Origin of the sequence: Serratia sp. CY81684, from assembly GCF_052166595.1 — a bacterium.
GTDB classification, from domain to species: Bacteria; Pseudomonadota; Gammaproteobacteria; order Enterobacterales; family Enterobacteriaceae; genus Serratia; species Serratia nematodiphila.
The window spans coordinates 1,282,315-1,304,402 of the sequence record NZ_JBJNOO010000001.1; the positions used below are offsets into that span (position 1 = coordinate 1,282,315).

General features: G+C 61.7%; 21 protein-coding genes. 5 read left to right on the forward strand and 16 right to left on the reverse strand.

Annotated features, from left to right (window positions below):
* Nucleotides 1–39 precede the first annotated feature (39 nt).
* Genes ACJ8QF_RS06380 through ACJ8QF_RS06405 form a run of 6 tightly spaced genes read right to left on the reverse strand, consistent with a single transcriptional unit; the run spans nt 40 to nt 5,883 of the window.
* Complete coding sequence (locus ACJ8QF_RS06380) at nt 40–885, reverse strand: DMT family transporter (protein ID WP_004931494.1); 846 nt, start codon at nt 883–885, stop codon at nt 40–42.
* On the reverse strand, nt 882–2,189 hold the full coding sequence (locus ACJ8QF_RS06385) for an opine metallophore biosynthesis dehydrogenase (RefSeq protein WP_131164289.1): 1,308 nt from the start codon (nt 2,187–2,189) through the stop codon (nt 882–884). The genes ACJ8QF_RS06380 and ACJ8QF_RS06385 overlap by 4 nt, the downstream gene beginning before the upstream one ends.
* A complete protein-coding gene (locus tag ACJ8QF_RS06390; RefSeq protein WP_131164288.1) occupies nt 2,182–2,979 on the reverse strand; it encodes a nicotianamine synthase family protein in 798 nt (265 codons plus the stop codon). The genes ACJ8QF_RS06385 and ACJ8QF_RS06390 overlap by 8 nt, the downstream gene beginning before the upstream one ends.
* The gene (locus ACJ8QF_RS06395) at nt 2,967–3,752 is read right to left on the reverse strand and encodes an ABC transporter ATP-binding protein (protein ID WP_060559574.1); all 786 of its coding nucleotides are present in this window, start codon (nt 3,750–3,752) and stop codon (nt 2,967–2,969) included. The genes ACJ8QF_RS06390 and ACJ8QF_RS06395 overlap by 13 nt, the downstream gene beginning before the upstream one ends.
* Nucleotides 3,749–4,789, reverse strand: a complete 1,041-nt coding sequence (locus tag ACJ8QF_RS06400) for a FecCD family ABC transporter permease (protein ID WP_280630609.1) — start codon at nt 4,787–4,789, stop codon at nt 3,749–3,751. The genes ACJ8QF_RS06395 and ACJ8QF_RS06400 overlap by 4 nt, the downstream gene beginning before the upstream one ends.
* Before the next feature lie 2 nt (nt 4,790–4,791).
* Nucleotides 4,792–5,883, reverse strand: coding sequence for an ABC transporter substrate-binding protein (locus ACJ8QF_RS06405; RefSeq protein WP_197752679.1), 1,092 nt, complete (start codon nt 5,881–5,883; stop codon nt 4,792–4,794).
* A 369-nt stretch (nt 5,884–6,252) separates the two neighbouring features.
* Between ACJ8QF_RS06405 and htpX the strand changes: the two genes are divergently transcribed.
* On the forward strand, nt 6,253–7,137 hold the full coding sequence (htpX, locus tag ACJ8QF_RS06410; protein WP_004931482.1) for a protease HtpX: 885 nt from the start codon (nt 6,253–6,255) through the stop codon (nt 7,135–7,137).
* A gap of 284 nt (nt 7,138–7,421) precedes the next feature.
* Nucleotides 7,422–8,129 (forward strand): hypothetical protein, encoded by a 708-nt coding sequence (locus ACJ8QF_RS06415; protein ID WP_442537364.1) that lies wholly within the window; start codon nt 7,422–7,424, stop codon nt 8,127–8,129.
* Nucleotides 8,130–8,208: 79 nt separating this feature from the next.
* Here ACJ8QF_RS06415 and ACJ8QF_RS06420 read toward each other — a convergent pair whose 3' ends face one another.
* Entirely contained in the window at nt 8,209–9,603 is a 1,395-nt protein-coding gene (locus tag ACJ8QF_RS06420) for an MFS transporter (RefSeq protein WP_015377676.1), read from the reverse strand.
* 230 nt (nt 9,604–9,833) lie between these two features.
* On the opposite strand from ACJ8QF_RS06420, the gene kdgR reads away from it, so the two are divergent.
* Nucleotides 9,834–10,625 carry a DNA-binding transcriptional regulator KdgR gene (gene kdgR, locus ACJ8QF_RS06425; RefSeq protein ID WP_004931477.1) on the forward strand — a complete coding sequence of 264 codons (792 nt, stop codon included), beginning with the start codon at nt 9,834–9,836 and terminating at the stop codon, nt 10,623–10,625.
* A 45-nt stretch (nt 10,626–10,670) separates the two neighbouring features.
* On the opposite strand, the gene ACJ8QF_RS06430 is transcribed toward kdgR, so the two are convergent.
* From ACJ8QF_RS06430 to phnR, 5 genes are all read right to left on the reverse strand, one after another.
* Complete coding sequence (locus ACJ8QF_RS06430) at nt 10,671–11,474, reverse strand: ABC transporter permease (protein WP_044031369.1); 804 nt, start codon at nt 11,472–11,474, stop codon at nt 10,671–10,673.
* A 2-nt stretch (nt 11,475–11,476) separates the two neighbouring features.
* Nucleotides 11,477–12,340 (reverse strand): 2-aminoethylphosphonate ABC transporter permease subunit, encoded by an 864-nt coding sequence (phnU, locus tag ACJ8QF_RS06435; protein ID WP_049239995.1) that lies wholly within the window; start codon nt 12,338–12,340, stop codon nt 11,477–11,479.
* Between the two features lies 1 nt (nt 12,341).
* Nucleotides 12,342–13,472 (reverse strand): 2-aminoethylphosphonate ABC transport system ATP-binding subunit PhnT, encoded by a 1,131-nt coding sequence (phnT, locus tag ACJ8QF_RS06440; RefSeq protein WP_394854528.1) that lies wholly within the window; start codon nt 13,470–13,472, stop codon nt 12,342–12,344.
* A 2-nt stretch (nt 13,473–13,474) separates the two neighbouring features.
* Nucleotides 13,475–14,485 carry a 2-aminoethylphosphonate ABC transporter substrate-binding protein gene (locus ACJ8QF_RS06445; RefSeq protein ID WP_103686759.1) on the reverse strand — a complete coding sequence of 337 codons (1,011 nt, stop codon included), beginning with the start codon at nt 14,483–14,485 and terminating at the stop codon, nt 13,475–13,477.
* Between the two features lie 177 nt (nt 14,486–14,662).
* Complete coding sequence (gene phnR, locus ACJ8QF_RS06450) at nt 14,663–15,382, reverse strand: phosphonate utilization transcriptional regulator PhnR (RefSeq protein ID WP_004931465.1); 720 nt, start codon at nt 15,380–15,382, stop codon at nt 14,663–14,665.
* Between the two features lie 154 nt (nt 15,383–15,536).
* Between phnR and phnW the strand changes: the two genes are divergently transcribed.
* Entirely contained in the window at nt 15,537–16,640 is a 1,104-nt protein-coding gene (phnW, locus tag ACJ8QF_RS06455) for a 2-aminoethylphosphonate--pyruvate transaminase (RefSeq protein WP_442537365.1), read from the forward strand.
* Nucleotides 16,641–16,649: 9 nt separating this feature from the next.
* A complete protein-coding gene (gene phnX / locus ACJ8QF_RS06460) occupies nt 16,650–17,459 on the forward strand; it encodes a phosphonoacetaldehyde hydrolase (protein ID WP_280630605.1) in 810 nt (269 codons plus the stop codon).
* Between the two features lie 63 nt (nt 17,460–17,522).
* Here the strand turns inward: phnX and ACJ8QF_RS06465 are convergent, their stop codons facing one another.
* The 4 genes from ACJ8QF_RS06465 to ACJ8QF_RS06480 form a co-directional block, all read right to left on the reverse strand.
* Nucleotides 17,523–18,914, reverse strand: a complete 1,392-nt coding sequence (locus ACJ8QF_RS06465; RefSeq protein ID WP_060559577.1) for an L-cystine transporter — start codon at nt 18,912–18,914, stop codon at nt 17,523–17,525.
* 181 nt (nt 18,915–19,095) lie between these two features.
* Nucleotides 19,096–19,644, reverse strand: coding sequence for a metal-dependent hydrolase (locus ACJ8QF_RS06470; RefSeq protein WP_004931456.1), 549 nt, complete (start codon nt 19,642–19,644; stop codon nt 19,096–19,098).
* A gap of 423 nt (nt 19,645–20,067) precedes the next feature.
* Nucleotides 20,068–20,733 carry a hexitol phosphatase HxpB gene (gene hxpB, locus ACJ8QF_RS06475; RefSeq protein ID WP_048323136.1) on the reverse strand — a complete coding sequence of 222 codons (666 nt, stop codon included), beginning with the start codon at nt 20,731–20,733 and terminating at the stop codon, nt 20,068–20,070.
* Between the two features lie 64 nt (nt 20,734–20,797).
* Entirely contained in the window at nt 20,798–22,078 is a 1,281-nt protein-coding gene (locus ACJ8QF_RS06480; RefSeq protein ID WP_442537366.1) for an HdeD family acid-resistance protein, read from the reverse strand.
* Nucleotides 22,079–22,088 lie beyond the last annotated feature (10 nt).

Sequence of the window (22,088 nt, forward strand, 5' to 3'; positions counted from 1 at the left end):
CCCTCGGGTGCGTTTTTTTATGGTTGCGGCAAGCCCGGCTTAAGCCGGTTTCTTGCGGTGACGCAGCCCGAGCTGAATGCAGGAAACCACCACCAGCAGACAGCCGAACAGCGACAGCAGCAGCGGGATCTCATGCCAGAACAGCCAGCCCCAGGCGATGTTGAACACGATGCCGATATAGCGCACCACCGAGACCACGATCAGGTTATCGGAAGAAAAGGCCTGGGTTAAGACGACCTGCCCCAATAGCGACACCAGGGCGATGGCGAGCAGAATGGCGAACTGATAGGCGTTGGGCCAAACGAACGCGTTCCACATCAGCGGCAGCGAGATCAGCGTTGCGATGAACAGGAAGTAGAACACGATCTCGTAGTTGTGGTGGCGCTTGCTGAGTTTGTTGACCGACAGATAGGCGATCGAGGCGAACACCGCGCTCATCACGCCGACCAGCGACGCCAGGGTATAGGCCGAGAAGTGCCACGGCCGCACCAGCAGTACGGCGCCGATGATGACCATCGCCAGCCAAAATGCGGTATTGGCGTTGACCCGTTCACGCAGCACCAGCAAGGAGAGCAAAATGGAGAAAAACGGCGACAGATAGGCCAGCATGCTGGCGTCGGCCAGCGTCAGATGGGCGATGCTGTAAAAATAACAAATGAGATACAGCCCGCCCATGGTGCCGCGCAACACCAGCAGCGGCCGGTCTACGCGGCTGAAGGCGATGCGGTGGCGGTACATCAGCAGCAGAACCAGCAGACAGCCGATGCTGCTGCGAAAAAACACGATTTCACCGGTGGGAATAGCGTCGGAGATGGTTTTAACCAGCGCGTTCATGACGCTGAAAATCAACGAGGCAAAAATGGCCAGTAACGCACCCTGATTCATGCTTGCCTCCGCCATTGTCGGTAAATGATGTCCGCCTGCTCGTCGCAGGTATCGTCCAGCAACGAAGGATGGCAATGCTCGGCGCCGATCCGGGTGACGAAGCGCTGCAGCGCCTGCTGAAAGCGGGCCAACAGACGCTGGGCGGCGGGCATCTCGACGTCAAGCCGCTGCGCCAGCAAGACCAGGACGCGCAGTTTGCGTACGTCCTCTTGCGGCACACGCGGCAGGCGCCAGCGCCCCTGGGCATCCTGGAAGACGCGGGCGACCCTGACGGCGGAAAAATCATAGTAGCGGCCCTGCGCGTCCGGCTCGGAATAGGGATCGACCAGCAGCGCGGTATAACGCGTAAACAGCGCATAGCATTGCTCCGTCGGCGCGAGCTGCGGGAATTGGTCAATCCAGCGGCGGCTCACCATGCGGGGCGGAACCGGGTAGTTGTCGTCATTCAAAAAGCGCAGCAGGTTAATGGCCTCGATGCCGAGCCGGTTGAGCAACTGCTGGTAATCCTGCGAGAGCGCCAGCATGTCGGCGATCGCCTCGGGACAGAGGGGGCCCTCGGGGTGGGTTTTATACAGGTACTGGATCGGCCCCTGCGGCTGGAATATCGCCTGCAGCGTGGTATCGGCCAGCGCCAACGGAGGATGAACATAATTGGTGATGCTGAAGCGCTCGGCGGCGAGCAGGCTGTCGCAGCGTTGGGCGTCAATGCCGTGACGCGCCAGCAGCGAGCAAAGCCAGTCGAGTTCGGCGCAGTCTGGCCTTGCGCCTGCGCCGGCCAGATAAATCCGCTGCTTGAACGCCTTGGTGTAGGCGCGGTAAGGCTGATCGGCGTTCTGGTACTTGGTATCGGCGTAGTAGCTCGACAGACTGATGACCTCGACGTGGGATTGTCCGGCGTCCTGCAGCAGGCTTTGCGCCATCAGGCCGGAGCCGATGGAGGGAGAGAGCAGGATCAGTGAGCGCAGTTGGGGCAACGCCGCCCATGGCACCTGTCGCAGCACGTCATGGTATTGATCGGCGGGGACGGCAAGGATCAGTCGGTGCCAGTCGCCGCCGACCAGTGACAGATCATCGTAATAGCGATCAATCGTCACCTGCGCATCGTCTTGGGTGCGCTGCGCCTTACCGGCGCCCGTCAGCCACAGGCTGGGCGTGTGCGCCAGATGTTGCTTCAGGCGGCGCCCTTTTTCGCTGGGGCGGTTGTACAGGCCGATGCGCGCATTGGCCGTGGCCTTGATGTCCGCAGCCAGTTGGATCGCCGCCGGGCCGGCGCCGAGGATCAGGGTGGGAAAGGCATTATTCATGGCGGTGGGGCTCCAAAATCAACAGATCGTACAGCGGGGTGGCGAGCGGTTTACCGCTGACGCGCCAGGGCGAGCCGGTGGCCTGGTGGTGGTAAGGGCAGTTGAAGATCGACTTGAGGCCGTTGCCATAGCGCACCAGCAATTTGCCGCACTGGGGCAGCAAAGGCTGCAGCGCCTTCAGCAAACCCTGCTTGTCCGCCACCAAAGAGGCGATGATGATGTGATCGATATCGTTGCGCGTCAGGCCGTTCAGCTTGTCGATGCAGGGCATCTGCTGCACCAGCCCCAGGTGGCGCGTGAGCCGGCGGGCAAAACGCTGGGCCGCCGGATCGCAATCGTAGCAAATGACGGTGGCGGAGAGCCTGGCGACCAGCGCCAGCGCCGTGGTGGGCAATGCGCCGCTGCCCACCAGCAGCACCCGTTCGCCGGGTTTAATGTCGGCGGCCGCGATCTCCAACTGCAGCGCGCGGTCGAAACTGTTCAGGTAGGCGTTGGTTTGCGCCGGTTCCCGGCACAGCGCCGAGACGCGATGTTTCTCGTAGTCGCACAACGCGGCGTTGGCTGTCGCCCGCAGTTGGGCGATCTGCGCCGTTATCAAACGGTCGTTTTCCAGTTTTCGACGGTAGGCCTGCAGCTGTGGTTCGTCGTTAAAGGCTTGCAGGCGGCTGAAGCGGCGTTCCAGCAGGGAAAAATGACGCCGATCTTGCCGGGCGGAGCGGTGTAGCTGGTGAATTTCCTGTTGCAAGCCGGCGAGTTGCGCCAGCATGTCCGCCTTGGTCAGAGTGTACATGGGGATTCTCCGTGTGCGTGTAACAGCTGTGTCGGCAGCAGATAGGGGTAGCCCTGCGGGCTGACGCCGTTTTCGATGCCGACGCCAAATACGCGAGACACCATCGGATGTCCCATCATCTGATGGGTATCGCCGTGGCAAACGACGCGTCCGTGCGCGAGCAGCGTGAGTGAGTGGCAATAGCGCAGCGCCAATCCCAGATCGTGGATCACCAACAGCGTGATGCAGCGGTGGCGCCGGCCGTAGTCGGCGATCTGATTGAGCACGCGCAGCTGGTGGTGGATATCCAGCGCGCTGGTGGGTTCGTCGAGCAAAATGATCTGCGGCTGAGAGACGAAGGCCTGAGCCAGCATCACCAACTGTCGCTGGCCGCCGCTGAGACGGTTGAAGGGGCGATCGGCGAGCGCGGAAATGCCGCATTCCATAAGCGCCTGCTCGACCGCATCGGCCTGGGCGGCGCTGACGCGCCAGCTCAACTGGCGTACCTTGCCCAGCAGCACCATGTCAAAAGCGGTCAATGCCGAATCGCAGCGATTAAGCTGCGGCACATAGGCGATACGGCTGGTTTTCGGATCGAAAGGGCGTTCGCGGTAAGCTATCTCGCCGCTGCATGGCACCATGCGGTTAATCGCTTTGAGCAGCGTCGATTTGCCGGCGCCGTTGGGGCCGATGATGCCGCCGAGCTGCGCCTCCGGCCAGCTCAATGAAACGTCTGCCAATAGCGAGCGGCGATGCAGCGAGACGCCGACGCGGGTGAGGGTCAGTTGAGTCATGGGCGTTTAACCTGTCGAGTGACGAAGTAAAACAGCACCGGTACGCCGATCAGGGCGATAACGATGCCGATGGGCACCACGCCGTTCGGCATCACCAGCTTGGCGACGATCGAGGCGCACAGCAGCAGCAGGCTGCCGCAGAGGGCGGAAATGCAGATCAGGTAGCGCTGATCCTCACCCACCAGAAAGCGGGCGAAATGCGGGGCGATCAGCCCGACGAACCCGATGGTGCCGACAAACGAGACCGAGGCGGCTGTCAGCAAGGTCGCCAGCAGAAAGGCCAGCTTGCGCAAGGCGCTGACATTGATGCCCAGCCCCTGGGCCTGCTCTTCGCCGGCGGACAGCGCCGTCAGCCGCCAGGCGAGCCGCAGACTGACGAACAGCGCGCACAGCAACACGACGCCGGTGATCGCCACGCCGTGCATATTGGCTTTGAGCAGGCTGCCAAACAGCCAAAAGACAATTTGCTGCATGGCTTCCGGCGAGGCCAGAAACAGCAGCAGCGATTGCAGCGACTGAAAGAAAAACAGCACCACGATGCCGCTCAACACCAATATTTGCGGCGTCATGCCGCGGCGTTGTCCCAGCAGATAGATAGGCACGCAGGCGAGCAACGCCATCAGCGAAGCCAGCAGCGGCGTGCCCAGCGCCAACGCGCCGCCCAGGCTGAAGCCGGTGAGGATCGCCAGCGCCGCGCCGAATCCCGCCGCGGCAGAGATCCCCAGCGTATAGGGGCTGGCGAGGGGATTGGCCAGCACGGTCTGCATCAGCAGGCCCGCCAGCGCCAGGCTGGCGCCGACCACCAGGGCGGTGAGCGTCATCGGCAAGCGAATCGACCAGAAAACCACCTGATGCAGCTCGTTGCCAGGCGCAGAGCCAGGCCAAAGCATCCGCACGATATCCGTGAGGCCAAGTTGCGCGGCGCCGACGGTGAGATCGATGGCGGTCGCCGTCAGCAGCGCGCCGAGCAGCGCCAGCGTCAATAGCCCGCGGCGCAGCCTGCGCCGTCGCAAAAACGCACGTCCTGTGTGGGCCACGGTTATTCTCCTTGCCAGCGTTGCAAGAAGACGCCGTCCGCCTCTATCGGCAAATATTGATGGTAGAACTGCGCCAGATTGCGCGCGGGATCAACATCGGCAAACGCGGCGGGATAGAGCGCTTTCGCCAGATACTGGACAAAAATAAAGTCGTAAATCGTGCGCGCGCCGCCATGATAAAGCGCGTAAAGCCGCTGATTTTTTATTGCCGGCAGCTGCGGCCATCCCGCCCGCCGGGCGTATTGCGTCAGGCGCGTCTGTAGGGGGGCTGCCTGCGTGCCGTAGCCCATCGGCACGGCGTTCGGCATGTTTTCCCAGTCGCCACCGGCGAGAAAAATCACCTCGGGCCGTTGGGTCAGGACATAGTCGGCGCGCAAGGGGGAAGGGCTGCCGACGACGCCGGCGGCGATATTGTCGGCGCCGGCCAACTGCAGCAGCGGCCCCCAGATCGAGGCGCCATAGCTGCTGCTGTATTCGCCGGGGCCCTTGTCTCCCAGTTCAATATAGGTGATCGGCGGCGGCAGCTGCGCCTGGCGGATGCGCCGCCGGGTATCTTCGAGGCTCTGGCGATATTCGTCGGCCAGCCGTTCCGCTCGCTCGGCGTGGCCCATCGCCTGGCCCATCAACCGGATGCTGGCGAGCTTGACTTCAACGCCCTGATTGAAGTCGACGACGATGTAAGGAATGTTGAGCCGTTGCAGCACCGGCAGGAAGTTGGCGAAGCCGTCGAGCTGCCACTTCGCCAGGATCAGCAGGTCTGGCCGCGTGGTCAGCAGGCGTTCAAAATCGAAGCTCTGGTTATAGAGCGAACCGACATCGACCAGTTGAGCGAGCCGTGGCAGCGCCGCCTGATAGCGCGCCCATTGGCTGGCGCGCAACGCCCAGTCGCTTTTGGAGAAGGCGACGACCTGTTGATAACTCTCCGGGCCGTTCACCGCCAGAAAATCTTCGTAGTAAAAGCCGATATAGGCGCGCTGTGCGGGGGCGGCTAGGATAACCTGACGTCCTTCAACGTCGGTGAGGTGAATTTCCGCGTGCGCGACCTGGCAGAAAAGCAGCCACGTCGCCAGCATCCAGACGATACGCGATAACATGATTGACATCCCTTTACGATTAATTGTGATGTTATAATGTAACAATTAATCGCGAGATTCAAACTTTCGTCGCCGCTGAATCAGGCGGGGCATGATGAAGCGCGCCGAGCGGATATTGGCCTATAAAGCGTGAGGATAACGTTTCTCGTTGTCATGGCGTGCGGGCAAAGAATTTTTTGTGAGAAATCCCTCCGCCTTGCGCAACAATCGTTTACAATTTGCCAAATCCCGGTCGCGCGTCGTTTTTGTAAAGTTTCGTATTTTTAGTAGGTTAATGGCGCGCGACTCTTGAAACTGTGACGAATGCCCATACGATCTAGGGTATCTTGGACAGCGTTTTGTTAACATTTATGAGGAAGTAAACATTTTATGATGCGTATAGCTCTGTTCCTGCTCACCAACCTGGCGGTGATGTTGGTTTTCGGGCTGGTGCTCAGCCTGACAGGAATCCAATCCAGTAGCGTTCAGGGCCTGATGATCATGGCCGGTCTGTTCGGCTTCGGCGGCGCTTTCGTGTCGTTGCTGATGTCCAAGTGGATGGCGCTGCGCTCCGTCGGCGGGGAAGTGATTGAACAACCGCGTAACGAAACCGAAAACTGGCTGCTGGAAACGGTACGCCGTCAGTCGCAGCAGGCGGGCATCGCCATGCCGCAGGTCGCTATCTACCACGCGCCGGACATCAACGCCTTCGCCACCGGCGCACGCCGCGACGCCTCGCTGGTCGCCGTCAGCACCGGCTTGCTGCAGAGCATGAGCCGTGACGAAGCGGAAGCGGTCATCGCGCACGAAATCAGCCACGTCGCCAACGGCGATATGGTGACCATGACCCTGATTCAGGGCATCGTGAACACCTTCGTGATCTTCATTTCGCGCCTCATTGCGCAGGTCGCTGCCGGTTTCCTCGGCAACCGCGACGGTGATGGTGAAGGGGAAGGCAACGGCAACCCGATGATTTACTTCGCGGTGTCGATGGTGCTGGAACTGGTGTTCGGCATCCTGGCGAGCATCATCACCATGTGGTTCTCGCGTCACCGCGAGTTCTATGCCGACGCCGGCTCCGCCAAACTGGTGGGCCGCGAGAAGATGATCGCCGCCTTGCAGCGTCTGAAAACCAGCTATGAACCGCAGGAAGCGGGCAGCATGATGGCGTTCTGCATTAATGGTAAATCCAAGTCGTTCAGCGAGCTGTTCATGTCGCACCCGCCGCTCGACAAGCGTATCGAAGCGCTGCGTACCGGCCAGTACCTGAAGTAATCGGCTGAATGAAATGAAAAACCCCGGCTTGCCGGGGTTTTTTTATGGCATGCCTGAACCGCTTTTTCAACGTCGACGGGGGTTAACGTGGTGCAAGAGCCCCCCGAAGTCCATAAAGCCCGCCTTCGAATAACGTCTGTCGGCCTCTCTGTGCGTTTACCGCCGCGGAGCGAGACGACCATGAAAGAGGGTAAGCCGCATCCTGGCTGAGTGACGACCGGCTGTTTGGCTTTGGAAGCGCATGTTATATGCTTTGGCGCAATGACATTTGTCCCTGAGGCCCTATGAAAATCAACCACCTTCCCTTGCTCAACGGTGATGAGCTACCGGCGCGCCTGGAGGAATTGACAGGCGGTATCGCCGATGCGGTTGCGGAACTGTTCAACCGGCATGATGACGATGCTGAACGGCCAGCGATTCGCTGGCATTCAGGCGATCTTCACCTCCCGGCATTTCTCCCCGACGAGCACGACAGCCACGATTACGATTACCTGATCGTGGACGGCGATATGATCGTGGAAGGATGCCTGGCGGTATCGCCGCAGTGCGAGGACGGCGGCATTGTTGTGCTGGGGCGGCTGCAGGCGGATACGCTGATTTGCTGGGGCGGACTGGTCGTGCGTGATGATGTCCGCATACGCCATGCCTATTGCAGCTCAGGAAACGACGGTGCGTTCGTGGTGGGGGGAGATCTGACCGCGCTCACCCTGGTAGAGACGGGGGAGTTTATCCATGTCCATGGCGATCTCGATGCGCGGTGTCTCGCTTCGTTGCAGAACTTCGTTCAGGTTGACGGAAACACGCGCTGCGATTGCCGCATCGACAGCGCTCAGGCCGAAGATCTGATCAAGCGCATGTTCGCCCCTGGCTTACTGAAGGGCTTCGAGGGGGTGGGTAACGACGGCCAACGCATTGTTGGCTGGTATCCGGATGACGACGCCTATTTAGCGTGTCTACGACAGGGCCGCAGCCCTTTGAGGAGCGGCGACTGACGCCAGGCCTGCATCGCACTCGACGTGGCCCGGCTCAGGCAGGCCACATCGAATTGGGGCCCGGCTCTTTCTATGCCCTCTATTTCACCTCGCGGCTGGGCTGCGCCGTTTGTGTCGTCGGTTGAGTGATGCGCAGGCTGCTGACCGCCGCCGCCAGGGTGGCGAACACCCCAGCCAGGATCAGTGAAGCGTGGGTGCCGGAGGCCGGGAACAGGTTGAACATCAGCGCCACCAGCGCGGCTCCCGAGGTTTGCCCCAGCAGGCGAGCGGTGCCCAGCATGCCGCTGGCGCCGCCGCTGCGGTTGCGCGGTGCGGCGGAGATGATGGTGTGGTTGTTGGGCGACTGGAACAGACCGAAACCGGCGCCGCACAGCACCATGCGCCAGATGATGTCCATATTCGACGGCGCCGCGGGCAGCAGCGCCAGCGAGAACAGCCCGAGCGCGAACACCGCCAGTCCAATGCAGCCCAGCAGGCCGGCGTGCACGCGCTCCACCAGCCGGCCGGCGATCGGCGCCATCACCACGATCGCCAGCGGCCACGGCGTCAGCAGCAGCCCGGTCGCCACTTCGTCGCGGCCCAACGCGCTTTGCAGGAAGAACGGCAGCGACACCATCGCCAGCATTTGCGCGGCGAACGAGCAGATTGAGGTGCCCATCGACAGGGCGAAGATCGGGATGCGCAGCAGATCGACCGGCAGCAACGGAAATTCCTGGCGCAGCTGGCGGCGCACGAACACCGCGCCAATCGCCAGCAGCGCGGCAATCTCGCTGAAGATCAGCGTCAGGCTCTGGCCCTGGGCGAAGCCGCTGATGGCGGTGATCAGCAGGCCGAAGGTCAGCGCATTCAGCACCGCGCTGGTGGGATCGAAGCGGCGGTTATCGCTTTTTTGGCCGTTGGCTGGCAGGAACTTCATCCCCAGCAGCAGCGCGACGATGCCGATCGGCAGGTTGATGGCGAACAGCCACTGCCAGGACGCGACCGACAGGATAGCGGCCGCCACCGTCGGCCCGGCCGCCGAGGAGCAGGCGACGATCAGCGAGTTGATGCCCATGCCGCGGCCGAGAAAACGCTGCGGGTAGATGATGCGGATCAGCGCGGTGTTGACGCTCATGATGGCGGCGGCGCCAAAGCCTTGCAATACGCGGGCGATGGTCAGCGTGAGCAGCGAGTCGGACAGGGCGCAAAACAGCGAGGTGATGCTGAACACCAGCAACCCGGCCTGATAGATGCGGCGATAGCCGACCAGATCGCCGAGCGAGGCCAGCGACAGCAGAGAGACGGTGATCGCCAACTGATAGGCGTTGACCACCCAAATGGAGCTGGCCGGGCTGGCGTTAAGATCGCGCGCGATGGTGGGCAGCGCCACGTTGGCTATCGCGCCGTCGAGCACCGATACGGTAATGCCGAGGGCGATGGCGAGGATCGCCCCATAGCGTTGCGGGACGGGGAGGCCGTCGGAACAAGGACGCATGTTGGTCTCAGCGGTATTTATTCAGGGGAGTATTATCATGCTAATCATATTCGCCCGTGATTGCATGCCCGTTGCCCGCTTAATTGTAAATAGCGGTGAGCGGGCCGGGGTTATCCATTTGGCTTCAATCGCTTAGCGTTCAGCCGCGTTGCGCGTTGCGATCTGTTCCGATTATACTGAAACCCTTGTTTAAATTTCCTGAAACAAAACCGTTAAGTAGGGCATTCACCATGGCTAACGCAGATTCAGACAAGCAACCGGATGCCGTCTCATCCGTGATGAAGGTGTTCGGCATTTTGCAGGCGCTTGGCGATGAGCGCGAGATTGGCATTACCGAACTTTCCCAGCGAGTGATGATGTCCAAAAGCACCGTCTACCGTTTTCTGCAAACCATGAAAGCGCTGGGCTACGTATCGCAGGAAGGCGAGACGGAAAAGTATGCGCTGACGCTCAAGCTGTTCGAACTGGGCGCCAAATCGTTGCAGAACGTCGATCTGATCCGCAGCGCCGACGTGCAGATGCGCGAACTGTCAAACCGCACCCGCGAAACCATCCACCTCGGCGCTCTGGATGAGGACGGCATTGTCTATATCCACAAGATCGACGCGATGTACAACCTGCGCATGTATTCGCGCATCGGTCGCCGCAACCCGCTGCACAGCACCGCCATCGGTAAAGTGCTGCTGGCCTGGCGCGATCGGGAGGAGGTGACGCAGATCCTGTCGCAGATTGAATTTACCCGCAGCACCGAGCATACGTTGGCCAGCGCCGCCGAACTGTTGCCGGTGCTGGATCGGGTTCGAGCGCAGGGATACGGCGAAGATGCCGAAGAGCAGGAGGCGGGGATCCGCTGCATCGCGGTGCCGGTATTCGACAGGTTCGGGGTGGCGATCGCCGGGCTGAGCATCTCTTTCCCGACGCTGCGCTTTTCCGACGCGGCGCGGGAGGAGTATGTGGCGTTGCTGCACGTCGCCGCCCGGCGCATTTCCGAGCAGCAGGGCTATCACGACTACCCGTTCTGACCGTCTTTTCGATGAGCAAGGCGCTGCCATGGCAGCGCCTTGTTGTTATTTCGCGCCCGGCGTCAGCCGCTGAGAAATCCGCTCCAGCACCAGCATCAGCAACAGCGTGGCCGCCACCAGGATCATGGTCAGCGTCGCGCCGTTGGCGATGCTGCCGCGATCGGTCAGGCTGAAGATCGTGACCGGCAGCGTCGCCCAGCTCGGCGGGTAGATCATCATGGTCGCGCCCAGCTCCCCCATCGACAGCGACAGGCTGAGTGCGAAGGCGGAGATCATGTAGGGGGCGATCATCGGCAGGGTGACGTGACGCAGGCGGAACAGCGGCGAAGCGCCCAGGCTGGCGGCGACGTTCTCGTAGTCGCCAGGTAGCCGGGTCAGCCCGGCCATCACGTTGCCGAAGGTAAAGGCGGAAATCAGCACGAAGTGGGCGGCGGGCACGATCAGGAAGGTGCCGTTCATCTGCAGCGGCCCCTGGCTGAACGCCACCAGCATCCCCAAACCGATAGAGACCGAAGGCACCGCGCTGGGAATGAAAAACAGCGTGCCCAGCAGCCGCTGGCCACGCCCCTGATGGTGGCGCAGCGCCAGCGCCGCCCAGGTGCCGCACAGCAGCGCGAACAGGCTGGCGCTGAAACCGATAGCCAGACTGGCGACCAGTGCGTCCCAGGAGGCGCCGCTGAACGCCTGGCGGAAGTGGTTGAGGGTGAAGCCGCTCGGCAGCACGCCGTTCCACTGTTCACTGAGGCTGGACATCAGGATCACCGCCAGCGGCAGGCAGAAGAACAGGGCGAACAGCGTGACCGCCAGCGTGCAGGTCAGGGTGCGGCTGGTGCGAGACCAAATCAACATCGTCAGTTCCTCAGCCCGGCGCGCGCCGCGGCGTAGCGGTAAAGGGAGAACAGCCCGAGCGACAGCGCGATATTCACCACGGCGATGGTGCAGGCGACGGCGTAATCCGCCTCCAGAATCGCTTTGGCGTAGACCATCATCGGCAGCGTGGTGACGCCCTTGGCGCCGATAAACAGCACGATGCCGAACTCATTGGTGGTCAACAGCAGGCACAGGCTGCCGCCGGCCAGCAAGGCCGGCAGCGCGGCCGGTAAAATCACCTGGCGCACCACGCGCCCCGGTCGGGCGCCGAGGATGCTGGCGGCCTCGAGCTGGCTGCGGTCGATCTGCGCCAGCGCCGCCATCAGCGGGCGCATCACCAGCGGCGTAAACACGGTGATTTCGGCCAGGATCACCCCCCAGATGGAGTAAAGAAAGTCCACCGGCGGCAGGGTGAAACCAAAGGTCGCCATCAGCGTGCCGTTGAGCAGGCCGGCGGAGCCGTAGATAAAGGTGAAGGCCAGCGTGATGAGGAAGGTCGGCATGGCGATAAAGGTATCGATCACCCGGGCGATCAGTCGGCTGCCGGGGAACGGCGTGAATACCAGCAGCAGCGACAGCAGGGTGCCGAGCACCAGGCAGCCCAGCGTCGCCAGCAGCGCAATCTGCAGCGTGTTGAGCAGAGCGCCGACAAAGCGGCGGGATTCGAACACCTGTTGCAGCGCGGCGGCGCTGAATAGCCCCTGATCGTCGGTAAACGCCTGTTTGACGATCAGCGCCAACGGGTAGAAAAACAGCGTCGCCAGCACCAGCAGCGGCAACAGGATCCACAGGCGGCGCGGCAAACGCAGCCGAAAGGACGGGCGAATAAGCGTAGAGTCGGTCATGTCAGTCCTCGATCAGTACCGCATCGTCGGGGGCGAAATAGAGCGGCACGCGCTCGCCGATCTGTGGCATCCGGCTGCGATGAGTGGTGACCACGCGCAGCGGATGGCCTTCCGCGTCGAACTGCAGGTGCGTCAACTCTCCCTGCCAATGAATATCATGCAGCGTGCCGATGATGCAGTTGCTGCGCTGGGCATCGGCATCGAGCGCAATGTGCTGTGGCCTGATGCACAGCAGCTTGTCGAAGCCGCGTTGTGCGCCGTAAGTGAAACAGCCGATCACTTTGCCGGCGCAGCTGACGGTGGTCATGCCTTGCTGCGCGGTAGTTTCCAGGGCGGTAGCCGGCAGCAGGTTGGCGCGGCCGAGGAACTCGGCGGCGAAGCGGTTCGTCGGATGATGGTACAGCGCGCGGGTTTCGCCGTGGGCGATGAGATGGCCGTCGCGCATGATGCCGATCTTGTCCGCCAGCGTCAGCGCTTCGCCCTGATCGTGGGTGACGTACAGGATGGTCAGATCCGGCAGCTCGCGGTGCAGGCGGGCGATCTCTTCCACCATGCTGTGGCGGATTTGCGCGTCCAGCGCCGACAGCGGCTCATCCAGCAGCAATACTTTGGGGCGCACCGCGATGGCGCGAGCGATCGCCACCCGCTGTTGCTGGCCGCCGGAAAGCTGGTTGGGATAGCGCTTGGCGTAGGCGGACATGCCGACGATGGCCAACGCCTCTTCGACGCGCTCGGCGGTCAGGCCGCGCGGCTTGCCCTGCGCGCGCAGGCCGAACGCCACATTGTCCTCGACGCGCATATGCGGAAACAGCGCGTAGTTCTGTACCACCATGCCCAAGCCGCGCTCATAGGGCGGCACGTCGGTGACATCGACGTCACCGATGGCAATACGCCCGGCGGAGGGCTGCACGAAGCCGGCGATCGCTCGCAGCACGGTGGTTTTACCCGAGCCGGAGGGGCCGATCAGCGCCAGCACTTCGCCGGGGGCGATGGTGAGCGTCAGGGGTTTCAGCACCTCGGTGCCGCGATACGACACGCTGACGCGGTCGAGCTGAATGCCCGACGGCCCGGCGATGTCGAGGCTGCTATCCCGCGCCTCGGCGCGGGAAGTGAGGGTAGAAGGCATGGTCAGCGTCATTCTGTCACCTTGTGCCAGCGGGAGATATCGGCGGACAGGCTGTTCACCACCTGGTTCCAGTCCGGCGCCCAGATCTCTACACCCTGCAGCGCGGCCTGCGACTGCCTGAAGTTATCGTCGGTCGGGGTGACATCCTTACGCACCGGCATGCCGTAGGAAATGGCGCTGACGCTGCTCTGCGCTTCCTTGCTCAGCAGGAAATCGATCAGTTTTTTGCCGTTGGCGCTTTGCGGCGCGCCTTGCACCAGGCCGATGTAGTAAGGCAGCACCAGCGTGCTGCGTTTGCCGTCCGGCCCGGCCGGCCAGAACACCTTCACGTTCGGGTTGCTGCGCATCTGCGCCAGGTTCATCTGCAGATCGCCGTTGGCTACCAGCAGCTCGCCCTTATTGACCAGCGCGGTCAGCTTGCCGGTGGAGGCCGAAGGGCCGACGTTGTTGCTTTGCAGCTTGCCGAGGTAGTCGAAACCGGCATCTTTGCTGCCGAAGCTGTGAAACGCCTGCAGCATCACTGCGGTGCCGTCACCCGCCTGGCCCGGCGTGGAGTACTGCAGCTTATTGCGGAACTGCGCGTCCAGCAGCTGTTGATAGCTGGCAGGCGCCTGCGGCAGCAGTTTGGCGTTATAGATGAAGCTCAGGTAGTTGTTCACAAGTGGCACGAACTGCGGCTGGGCGTCGGCGATCTGCGCCGCATCCTGCGGGGTGAAATCCTGCAGCAGTTTTTCCGCGGCGGCGCGCTGGATGAACGGCGGCAGCGTCACCAGCACGTCGGCCTGCGGGTTGCTGCGCTCCTTCGACAGGCGCTCCACGATGGCGCCGGAGCCGCCTTCGACGTACTGCACCTTGACGCCGGTCGCCTGGGTGAAGGCGTCGAACTGGGTTTGATACCAGCTGTGATCGCCGTCGTGCAGACCATCGGCGGAGTAGACGGTCACCACCGCATCGGCGGCCCAGGCCGGCGCGGCGCCGAGTGCGATGGCGGTCATCACGACCAGACGAGAAAATTTCATAGCTTCAGCCTCACTGTTGCGGGTTAATGCGAAACTGGTATACACCAGATATGCGGCCAAGCTAATCGGCAAATATGACAAACAAATGAAAGCGGCAAAATATATTTGCCTTAAAAGGGGGATCGAGCGTGGGTGAGGAAGGCGGGGCGGCGGGTGCCGGCCCCGTGATAATCGAGGTTAGAGCGTATCGACTTCGATGCGCAGGCTGTCGTGGCGCCAGTATTCAATATCGAAATCGAGGATGCGGCCGTGCTGATCGTAATTCAGTCGACGCAGCAGCAACGCGGGCAGGCCGACCATGGCACCGAGCGCGTTGGCGGCGCGGTAAGGCAGGGCGGTCGGGTAGAACGACAGGTGCATGTTGCTGTAAATCAAATCGTAATGCTGTTGATAAACCTCGGTCAGGCTGCCGTTGAGATCGTGACTGAGCAGTTCCGGCACCCGCTGCGGCAGGCAGTGGTTCTCGCAATAGCAGATGGCGCGGCCGTCTGCATAGCGCACGCGGCGCAGCAGATACACCTGATCGAACGGTTCGAGCGCCAGCGGCTGCATGACGTCGAGCGGCACCGTGGTTTTTTCGCCGGACAGCAGCGCGGTGCGCGGCGTGCGCCCTTGCTCCTGACAGAGACGGTGGAAGTTGGTGTTCTGCGTCGGATCCAGCCACAGCCGTTCCGGCGTGACGAACCAGCCGCGGCGATCGGCGCGGTAGATGGCGCCGGTGGCTTCCAATTGCGCCAGGCTTTCGCGAATGGTGACGCGGGTGGTGGAGAAGATGGCGCACAGCTCGCGCTCCGAAGGCAGCTTATCGCCGGCCTGCAGCGCGCCGCGGGTGATGCGCGCCTGGAGCTGATCCTTGATCTGCAGGTAGTGAGGCATATCGCCCTGATGTTCTTTCATTTCATCTCGCTATGGCATCGGCCCGACATTCCGGCACGCGCTTATTATACATAGCCAGATGAATTTTTTGTTTCACCGCGCTTTGTCGTTTGACCAGGGCAGGAATTTGCCGCCACAATGATCGCAATCTGGTATAGACCAATAGGTGAATAACATGTCCGATCGTAACTACCTGCTGTTGACCCCCGGCCCGTTGACCACGTCGAAAACGGTGAAAGAGGCGATGCTGTATGACAGCTGCACCTGGGATGAAGATTACAACCTCGGCGTGGTGCAGCGCATACGTCAACGGTTGGTGGCGCTGGCGACGCCGTCTGCCGGTTATACCTCGGTGCTGCTGCAAGGCAGCGGCAGCTTCGCGGTAGAGGGCGTGCTGGGCACGGTCATCGGCCCGCACGACAAGCTGCTGATCGTCAACAACGGCGCCTACGGGGCGCGGATGATCGAAATGGTGCGGCTGATGGATATCGACCACCATGCTTTCGACTGCGGTGAGGTGAATGAACCGGACGTGGCGGCGTTGGAGGCGGTGCTGAAAAGCGATGCGCGCATCAGCCATATCGCCATGGTGCACTGTGAAACCACCACCGGCATGCTCAATCCGCTGCAGAAGGTCGCCGGCCTGGCGGCGCGCAATGGCAAGACCTTTATCGTCGACGCCATGAGCAGCTTTGGCGGCATCCCGTTGGATGTGGACGCGCTGGGCATCGATTTTCTGATCAGCTCCGCCAACAAATGCATTCAGGGCGTGCCGGGCTTCGCGTTCGTCATCGCCCGCCGCAGCGAGCTGGAGAAATGCGCCGGCCGTTCACGCTCGCTGTCGCTGGATCTGTATGCTCAGTGGCGCTGTATGGAGGATCAGGCCGGCAAATGGCGCTTTACGTCGCCGACCCACACCGTGCTGGCCTTCGCGCAGGCGCTGAAAGAGCTGGAACAAGAGGGCGGCATTGCCGCGCGCCACCACCGCTATCAGACCAATCAGCGGCGGCTGGTGGCGGGTATGCGCGAGCTGGGTTTTGAGACCCTGCTGGACGATGCGCTGCACTCGCCGATCATCACCGCGTTCTATTCGCCAAAGGCCGACACATACCGCTTCGCCGAGTTTTATCAGCGTCTCAAGCAACAAGGCTTCGTGATTTATCCCGGTAAAGTGTCGCAGAGCGACTGCTTCCGTATCGGCAACATCGGCGAAATCTATCCGCAAGATATCGAACGTTTGCTGGCGGCCGTCGGGCAGGCGATGTACTGGAATCAATAAGGATTGACCATGAAACAGATCAACGCCGTAATCCTCGACTGGGCCGGCACCACGGTGGACTTCGGCTCCTTTGCGCCGACGCAGATTTTCGTCGAGGCGTTCAAGCAAACCTTCGATATCGACATCAGCTTGGCGGAGGCGCGCATTCCGATGGGGCTCGGCAAATGGCAGCACATCGAGGCACTGGGCAAGCTGCCGGCGGTCGATGCGCGCTGGCGGCAGAAGCTGGGACGCTCGATGAGCCATCAGGACATTGACGCGCTGTATCAGGCGTTTATGCCGCTGCAAATCGCTAAAGTGATCGACTTCGCCGATCCCATCGAGGGCGTGCCGCAGGCGATCGCCGCTCTGCGCGAACAGGGCATTAAAATCGGTTCCTGCTCCGGCTATCCGCGCGCGGTGATGGAGGTGCTGGTGCCCGCCGCCGCAGAGCGCGGCTACGCGCCGGATTATTGGGTCGCCACCGACGATCTTGCAGCCGGCGGCCGACCGGGGCCGTGGATGGCGTTGCAGAACGCGATCGCGCTGGGCATCGATGCGGTGGCGCATTGCGTGAAGGTGGATGACGCGGTGCCGGGCATTGCCGAAGGGCTGAACGCCGGGATGTGGAGCGTCGGGCTGGCGCTGTCCGGCAACGAGTTCGGCGCCACCTGGCAGGAATATCGCCAAATGCCGCAAGGGGAGATCGAGCGCCGTCGCACGGCCGCCGCCAATAAGCTGTACGCGGCGGGCGCGCACTATGTGATAGACACGCTGGCGCAATTGCCGGCAGCGATCGCTGATATCAACCGGCGGTTGGCGAGCGGCGAGCGGCCGTAACGACCGAACGCGGGGCGTAAAAAAACCGGGGATTATCCCCGGTTTTTTCGTTCTGAGACGGCGTTAGCGATGCGCTAATTCGACTTCGTCTTCGCTGTCCATCACGGCTTTGTCGGTTTGCTTCATCAGCTGGCTGGTGATGGTGCCCGCCGCCATGGAACCGTTGACGTTCAGCGCGGTACGGCCCATGTCGATCAGCGGTTCGACCGAGATCAGCAGCGCGACCAGCGTCACCGGCAGGCCCATCGCCGGCAGCACGATCAGCGCAGCGAAGGTGGCACCACCGCCCACGCCCGCCACGCCGGCGGAGCTGATGGTGACGATGCCGACCAGGGTGGCGATCCACACCGGATCCAGCGGGTTGATGCCGACGGTCGGCGCCACCATCACCGCCAGCATCGCCGGGTAGAGGCCCGCACAGCCGTTCTGGCCGATGGTGGCGCCGAACGATGCTGAGAAGCTGGCGATGGATTCCGGCACGCCCAGGCGACGGGTCTGCGCTTCCACGTTCAGCGGAATGCTGGCGGCGCTGGAGCGGCTGGTGAACGCGAAGGTGATCACCGGCCACACCTTGCGGAAGAACTTCATCGGGTTAACGCCGGTGAAGGCCAGCAGGACAGCGTGAACCACAAACATGATGGCCAGGCCGATGTACGAGGCCACCACGAAGCTGCCGAGCTTGACGATATCGTGAATGTTGGAACCGGCGACCACTTTGGTCATCAGCGCCAGCACGCCGTACGGCGTCAGCTTCATGACCAGACGCACCAGCTTCATCACCCAGGCCTGCAGGGTGTCGATAGCCACCAGCACGCGCTCGCCTTTCGGCTTGTCGTCTTTCAGCAGCTGCAACGCCGCCACGCCGAGGAAGGTGGCGAAAATCACCACGCTGATGATCGAGGTCGGGCTGGCGCCGGTCAGATCGGCGAACGGGTTTTTCGGGATGAACGACAGCACCATCTGCGGCACCGTCAGATCGGCCAGTTTACCCACGTAGTTGGTCTGGATCGCCGTCAGGCGCGCGCTTTCCTGCGCGCCCTGCACCAGGCCTTCGGCGGTCAGGCCGAACAGGTTGGTGACCAGCACGCCCACCAGCGCCGAGATCAGCGTAGTGAACAGCAGCGTGCCGATAGTGAGGACGCTGATTTTGCCCAGCGAAGAGGCGTTATGCAGCTTGGCCACCGCGCTCAGGATCGAGGCGAACACCAGCGGCATGACGATCATTTGCAGCAGTTGCACATAGCCGTTACCGACGATGTTGAACCAGCTGATGGATTCTTTCAGTACCGGGTTATCGGCGCCGTACACCAGCTGCAGGCCCAGACCGAACACCACGCCGACCACCAGGCCGACCAGCACTTTTTTCGCCAGGCTCCATTGCTTGTGGCGGGTTTGCGCCAGCAGCAAAAGGAGCGCGACAAATACCAGCACGTTAATCACGAGCGGAAGATTCATCCCCAATGTCTCCAATAATCTTTCTTATAAAAACGACTACGCATCACGTATGTCGCGATGTAAATATCGTAACAGTTTGCTGAGTGGCCTACTTATATCCAAATGGAATTTGATATAGCTTTTTGTGTGTTTTTGTTCGTTTTATATACATCAAGGTGATGTGTTAGGCGGTTTTTTGTGATCAGAGTCTGATATTTCTGATTTGCTCGACATAGGATTGCACCGGCAGGGTGAAATCACCTTGCCAGCAGATGGCAAACGCCACCAGGCACAGACACAGCACCCGCTCCAGCTGGTTGCCTTTTTGCGAGTTGAGCAGCGGCAGGCGAAAACGCCAGCGGCATGGCCACAACAGCGGCACGCCGGCGGGGGTGAGCATATCGGCCAACAGATGGCTGAAGTAGCCGATGATCATGGCGTGCAGCGCATCGGCCGGGATCGGCCAGCTGCGCGGTACGTCCAGTTGGAACAGCGCCATGCCGCCGGCGATCGCCAGCAGGCTGTGGGTGAAACCACGGTGGCCGAAGGCGCGGGCGATGGGCAGGGCAATCCAGCGCAGGCGCTGGCCCAGCACCGACTTGGGGTGATCGATGTCCGGCAGCAGCGAGGTCAGTAGCGCGGCGGGTATGATGTGCCACCAGTCGCCGGTAGCCAGCTCTGGCGTCACTTCCGCCTTCTTGGCGAAGATCGCGCAAGCGACAGAGAATATAAGGTGTCCTTCCGCGGTCATGCTGTTGCGATCCCGGCTGGTAAACTGTTAATTTATCCAGTATATGGGAAAATTCCCAGTAGTGGAAGCAGTTACCCTGTAACCAATTGTTTATTTTCCCCTGTTTTACAACGGCTTGTTACGGCAATGGGTAACAAATCATCGATTTTGACGGGCGAGGACAAAAAGCGGGCAATGGGGGGAGTGAAACGGAAAGCAACGAGCGCGGTTTTACGGCGTGCGGCGGGAGGAAGCGGCGGCCTTGAAGCGCGCTGCGTGGCAGTGACAACGCGCTGCGGGCCGTCGCTTTCCCTGCCATGCAGCATAATGAGAACGTCACGCCAATTCAATAAAATGAAACGGTGTTTCGTTTATTTTGCGGTGCGGATCCCTTTTATGCCGCAGAGCGGCAAACCCAGAGCGCCGGTGGCCGGCGCCGCAGAATCAGGCAAAGTGGGCAGGGGTGAGCTGTTCGAGGGTCTCCAACTGGTGATCCGCCAGCGCCCAGCGCGGGTCGTGGCGGTATTCGGCGGCCGGGATCACGATGGAACGCATGCGCGCGGCCTTGGTGGCGATCATGCCGTTAAAGGAGTCTTCCAGCGTGATGCAGCGCAGCGGATCGCTGCCCAGGCGTTCGGCGGCGATCAGGTAGACCTCCGGATGCGGTTTGCTGTACGGCAGGTATTCGGCGGAAACCAATTGATCGAAGTAGCCTTCAAGATCGAACATCTTCAGCACCTGCCGTTGCATGTGCAGCGGCGAGGCGGAGGCGAGACCGATGTTCAGTCCCTGGCTGCGGCACAGCTCCAGCGCCTGCTGAACGCCCGGCAGCAGCGGGCGCGTCTCGTGCACCAGCTCGATGGCGCGCTCGATAATCCGCGCCGACACCTCTTCAAGCGTAACCCCTTGCCACGGCATCGCCTGGTACCACATTTTCACCACCAGATCGATGCGCAGCCCCAGCGTGTCCGGCAGCTTGTGACGGTCGGACAGATCCAAGCCCAGCGCGCCGAAGATATCCAGCTCGGCCTGCAGCCACAGCGGTTCCGAGTCGATCAACAAGCCGTCCATATCAAAAATTGCGGTTTCAATGCGTTGCGAATAAGCCATTAGCGGTTAACTCCTGCCGGCGCGAGTGAATGTGCCCGACACTTTATCATCGCCGGTGACGAGACTAAAACCTTTGCCTGCGCGTGTGGCTTTTGCCAAAACGCAGGATATTCCACACCTCGCGCAATTTTAGCCACCAGCGCTGGTGTTGACGCTCGGAAACCTGTTGCAACATGCGCGCATAGTCCAGCACCAACCCCGGCGTCCAGGTCATGCTTTCACCGCGGCTGCGCAGAACTGCCAGCATCCACAGGTTGGGATCCAGCACCAGTAGCAGAAAACGGCGCCACAAATGTTTATCGCCCAGCACGCCTTCCAACGCGCTGTCGAGCGCGCCGATGACCGTGGTCGAGCAGTTGCGCCGGGTCAGATTGTAGGTGGCGTCCTGCCGATAACGCAGCCAGAATGCGCGCAGCGCCGCCGGGTTATAGCGGTAGAATTGAATTTTCTTGTCCGGTGGGCACCAGGCGGCGATCTCGCCCGCCAGGTCGGGCAGGAAACGCCCGTCGACGTTGTTCTGTTCGCCGGCGTGCAGCAACTGACGGAAATCCTGAACGGAATGGCTGATGTCGTTGAGTGGGTAGTGGCTGATATACACGTCCGGCGCGAGCGCCAGGGCGGCGTGACCGGTGGAGATATTGCCGCCGCCGTCGACCGCCGCGATGTATCGGTCGACGATGTAACGCCGGCGCGGATCTTTCGCCGCGCCAATCGGTGTCCAGACATACACCGTGAGCGGCGCAGTCTCATCCTCCGGGTGCGGTGGCTGCCGCGCGGGGTTCTGATTCAGAGAGAAGTTTGTCAGTCTGCGGGCGATACGTAATAAAGCCCAGCCGGAAAGCACCATCATCACGCCGAGGCAAAAGGGCACCGTCATCCGATGCGGCGCCGGCCAGCCGACAAAAATCATCAACGAAAGCAGGATCTCGCCGCCGCCCGCCAGCGCTACGGCTTTCCATCGATTGTGCTGAATCACCGTGGAGGAGGCGATGCGCACGGCGCCGTCAAGCAGCAGCGCGCTGCCAAACACCACGGTGGCGACGATGTTATCGTCTGCGGGCACGTCCAGCATTAAAAAGGCCATAAAGACAAAACCCAATCCTTTCAGCAGCACCGGCCTGCTGGCCGAAGAGCCGATCACCAGCGCGGCGGATATCGCCACCAGCCCCTCCAGCGCCAGGATGACCGCCAGCGCATCCAGCGCCAGCACCGACCGGCCATCCTGCAGTATGTCGAACAGCATCAGCGCCCCTGCGGCTATCCACAGCCAACCGAACAGCACCAGCAGGCGGCGCTGGCCGTGCAGCGCCTGCGCGCCCAGCAATAAGATAATCAGTCGAATCATGGCGGCCTCT

What these genes read in the sequence shown, in the direction of transcription:
- ACJ8QF_RS06380 (WP_004931494.1), bottom strand. Translation starts at nt 885, where the DNA reads ATGAATCAGGGTGCGTTACTGGCCATTTTTGCCTCGTTGATTTTCAGC.
- ACJ8QF_RS06385 (WP_131164289.1), bottom strand. Translation starts at nt 2,189, where the DNA reads ATGAATAATGCCTTTCCCACCCTGATCCTCGGCGCCGGCCCGGCGGCG.
- ACJ8QF_RS06390 (WP_131164288.1), bottom strand. Translation starts at nt 2,979, where the DNA reads ATGTACACTCTGACCAAGGCGGACATGCTGGCGCAACTCGCCGGCTTG.
- ACJ8QF_RS06395 (WP_060559574.1), bottom strand. Translation starts at nt 3,752, where the DNA reads ATGACTCAACTGACCCTCACCCGCGTCGGCGTCTCGCTGCATCGCCGC.
- ACJ8QF_RS06405 (WP_197752679.1), bottom strand. Translation starts at nt 5,883, where the DNA reads ATGTTATCGCGTATCGTCTGGATGCTGGCGACGTGGCTGCTTTTCTGC.
- htpX (WP_004931482.1), top strand. Translation starts at nt 6,253, where the DNA reads ATGATGCGTATAGCTCTGTTCCTGCTCACCAACCTGGCGGTGATGTTG.
- ACJ8QF_RS06415 (WP_442537364.1), top strand. Translation starts at nt 7,422, where the DNA reads ATGAAAATCAACCACCTTCCCTTGCTCAACGGTGATGAGCTACCGGCG.
- ACJ8QF_RS06420 (WP_015377676.1), bottom strand. Translation starts at nt 9,603, where the DNA reads ATGCGTCCTTGTTCCGACGGCCTCCCCGTCCCGCAACGCTATGGGGCG.
- kdgR (WP_004931477.1), top strand. Translation starts at nt 9,834, where the DNA reads ATGGCTAACGCAGATTCAGACAAGCAACCGGATGCCGTCTCATCCGTG.
- ACJ8QF_RS06430 (WP_044031369.1), bottom strand. Translation starts at nt 11,474, where the DNA reads ATGTTGATTTGGTCTCGCACCAGCCGCACCCTGACCTGCACGCTGGCG.
- phnU (WP_049239995.1), bottom strand. Translation starts at nt 12,340, where the DNA reads ATGACCGACTCTACGCTTATTCGCCCGTCCTTTCGGCTGCGTTTGCCG.
- ACJ8QF_RS06445 (WP_103686759.1), bottom strand. Translation starts at nt 14,485, where the DNA reads ATGAAATTTTCTCGTCTGGTCGTGATGACCGCCATCGCACTCGGCGCC.
- phnR (WP_004931465.1), bottom strand. Translation starts at nt 15,382, where the DNA reads ATGAAAGAACATCAGGGCGATATGCCTCACTACCTGCAGATCAAGGAT.
- phnW (WP_442537365.1), top strand. Translation starts at nt 15,537, where the DNA reads ATGTCCGATCGTAACTACCTGCTGTTGACCCCCGGCCCGTTGACCACG.
- phnX (WP_280630605.1), top strand. Translation starts at nt 16,650, where the DNA reads ATGAAACAGATCAACGCCGTAATCCTCGACTGGGCCGGCACCACGGTG.
- ACJ8QF_RS06465 (WP_060559577.1), bottom strand. Translation starts at nt 18,914, where the DNA reads ATGAATCTTCCGCTCGTGATTAACGTGCTGGTATTTGTCGCGCTCCTT.
- ACJ8QF_RS06470 (WP_004931456.1), bottom strand. Translation starts at nt 19,644, where the DNA reads ATGACCGCGGAAGGACACCTTATATTCTCTGTCGCTTGCGCGATCTTC.
- hxpB (WP_048323136.1), bottom strand. Translation starts at nt 20,733, where the DNA reads ATGGCTTATTCGCAACGCATTGAAACCGCAATTTTTGATATGGACGGC.
- ACJ8QF_RS06480 (WP_442537366.1), bottom strand. Translation starts at nt 22,078, where the DNA reads ATGATTCGACTGATTATCTTATTGCTGGGCGCGCAGGCGCTGCACGGC.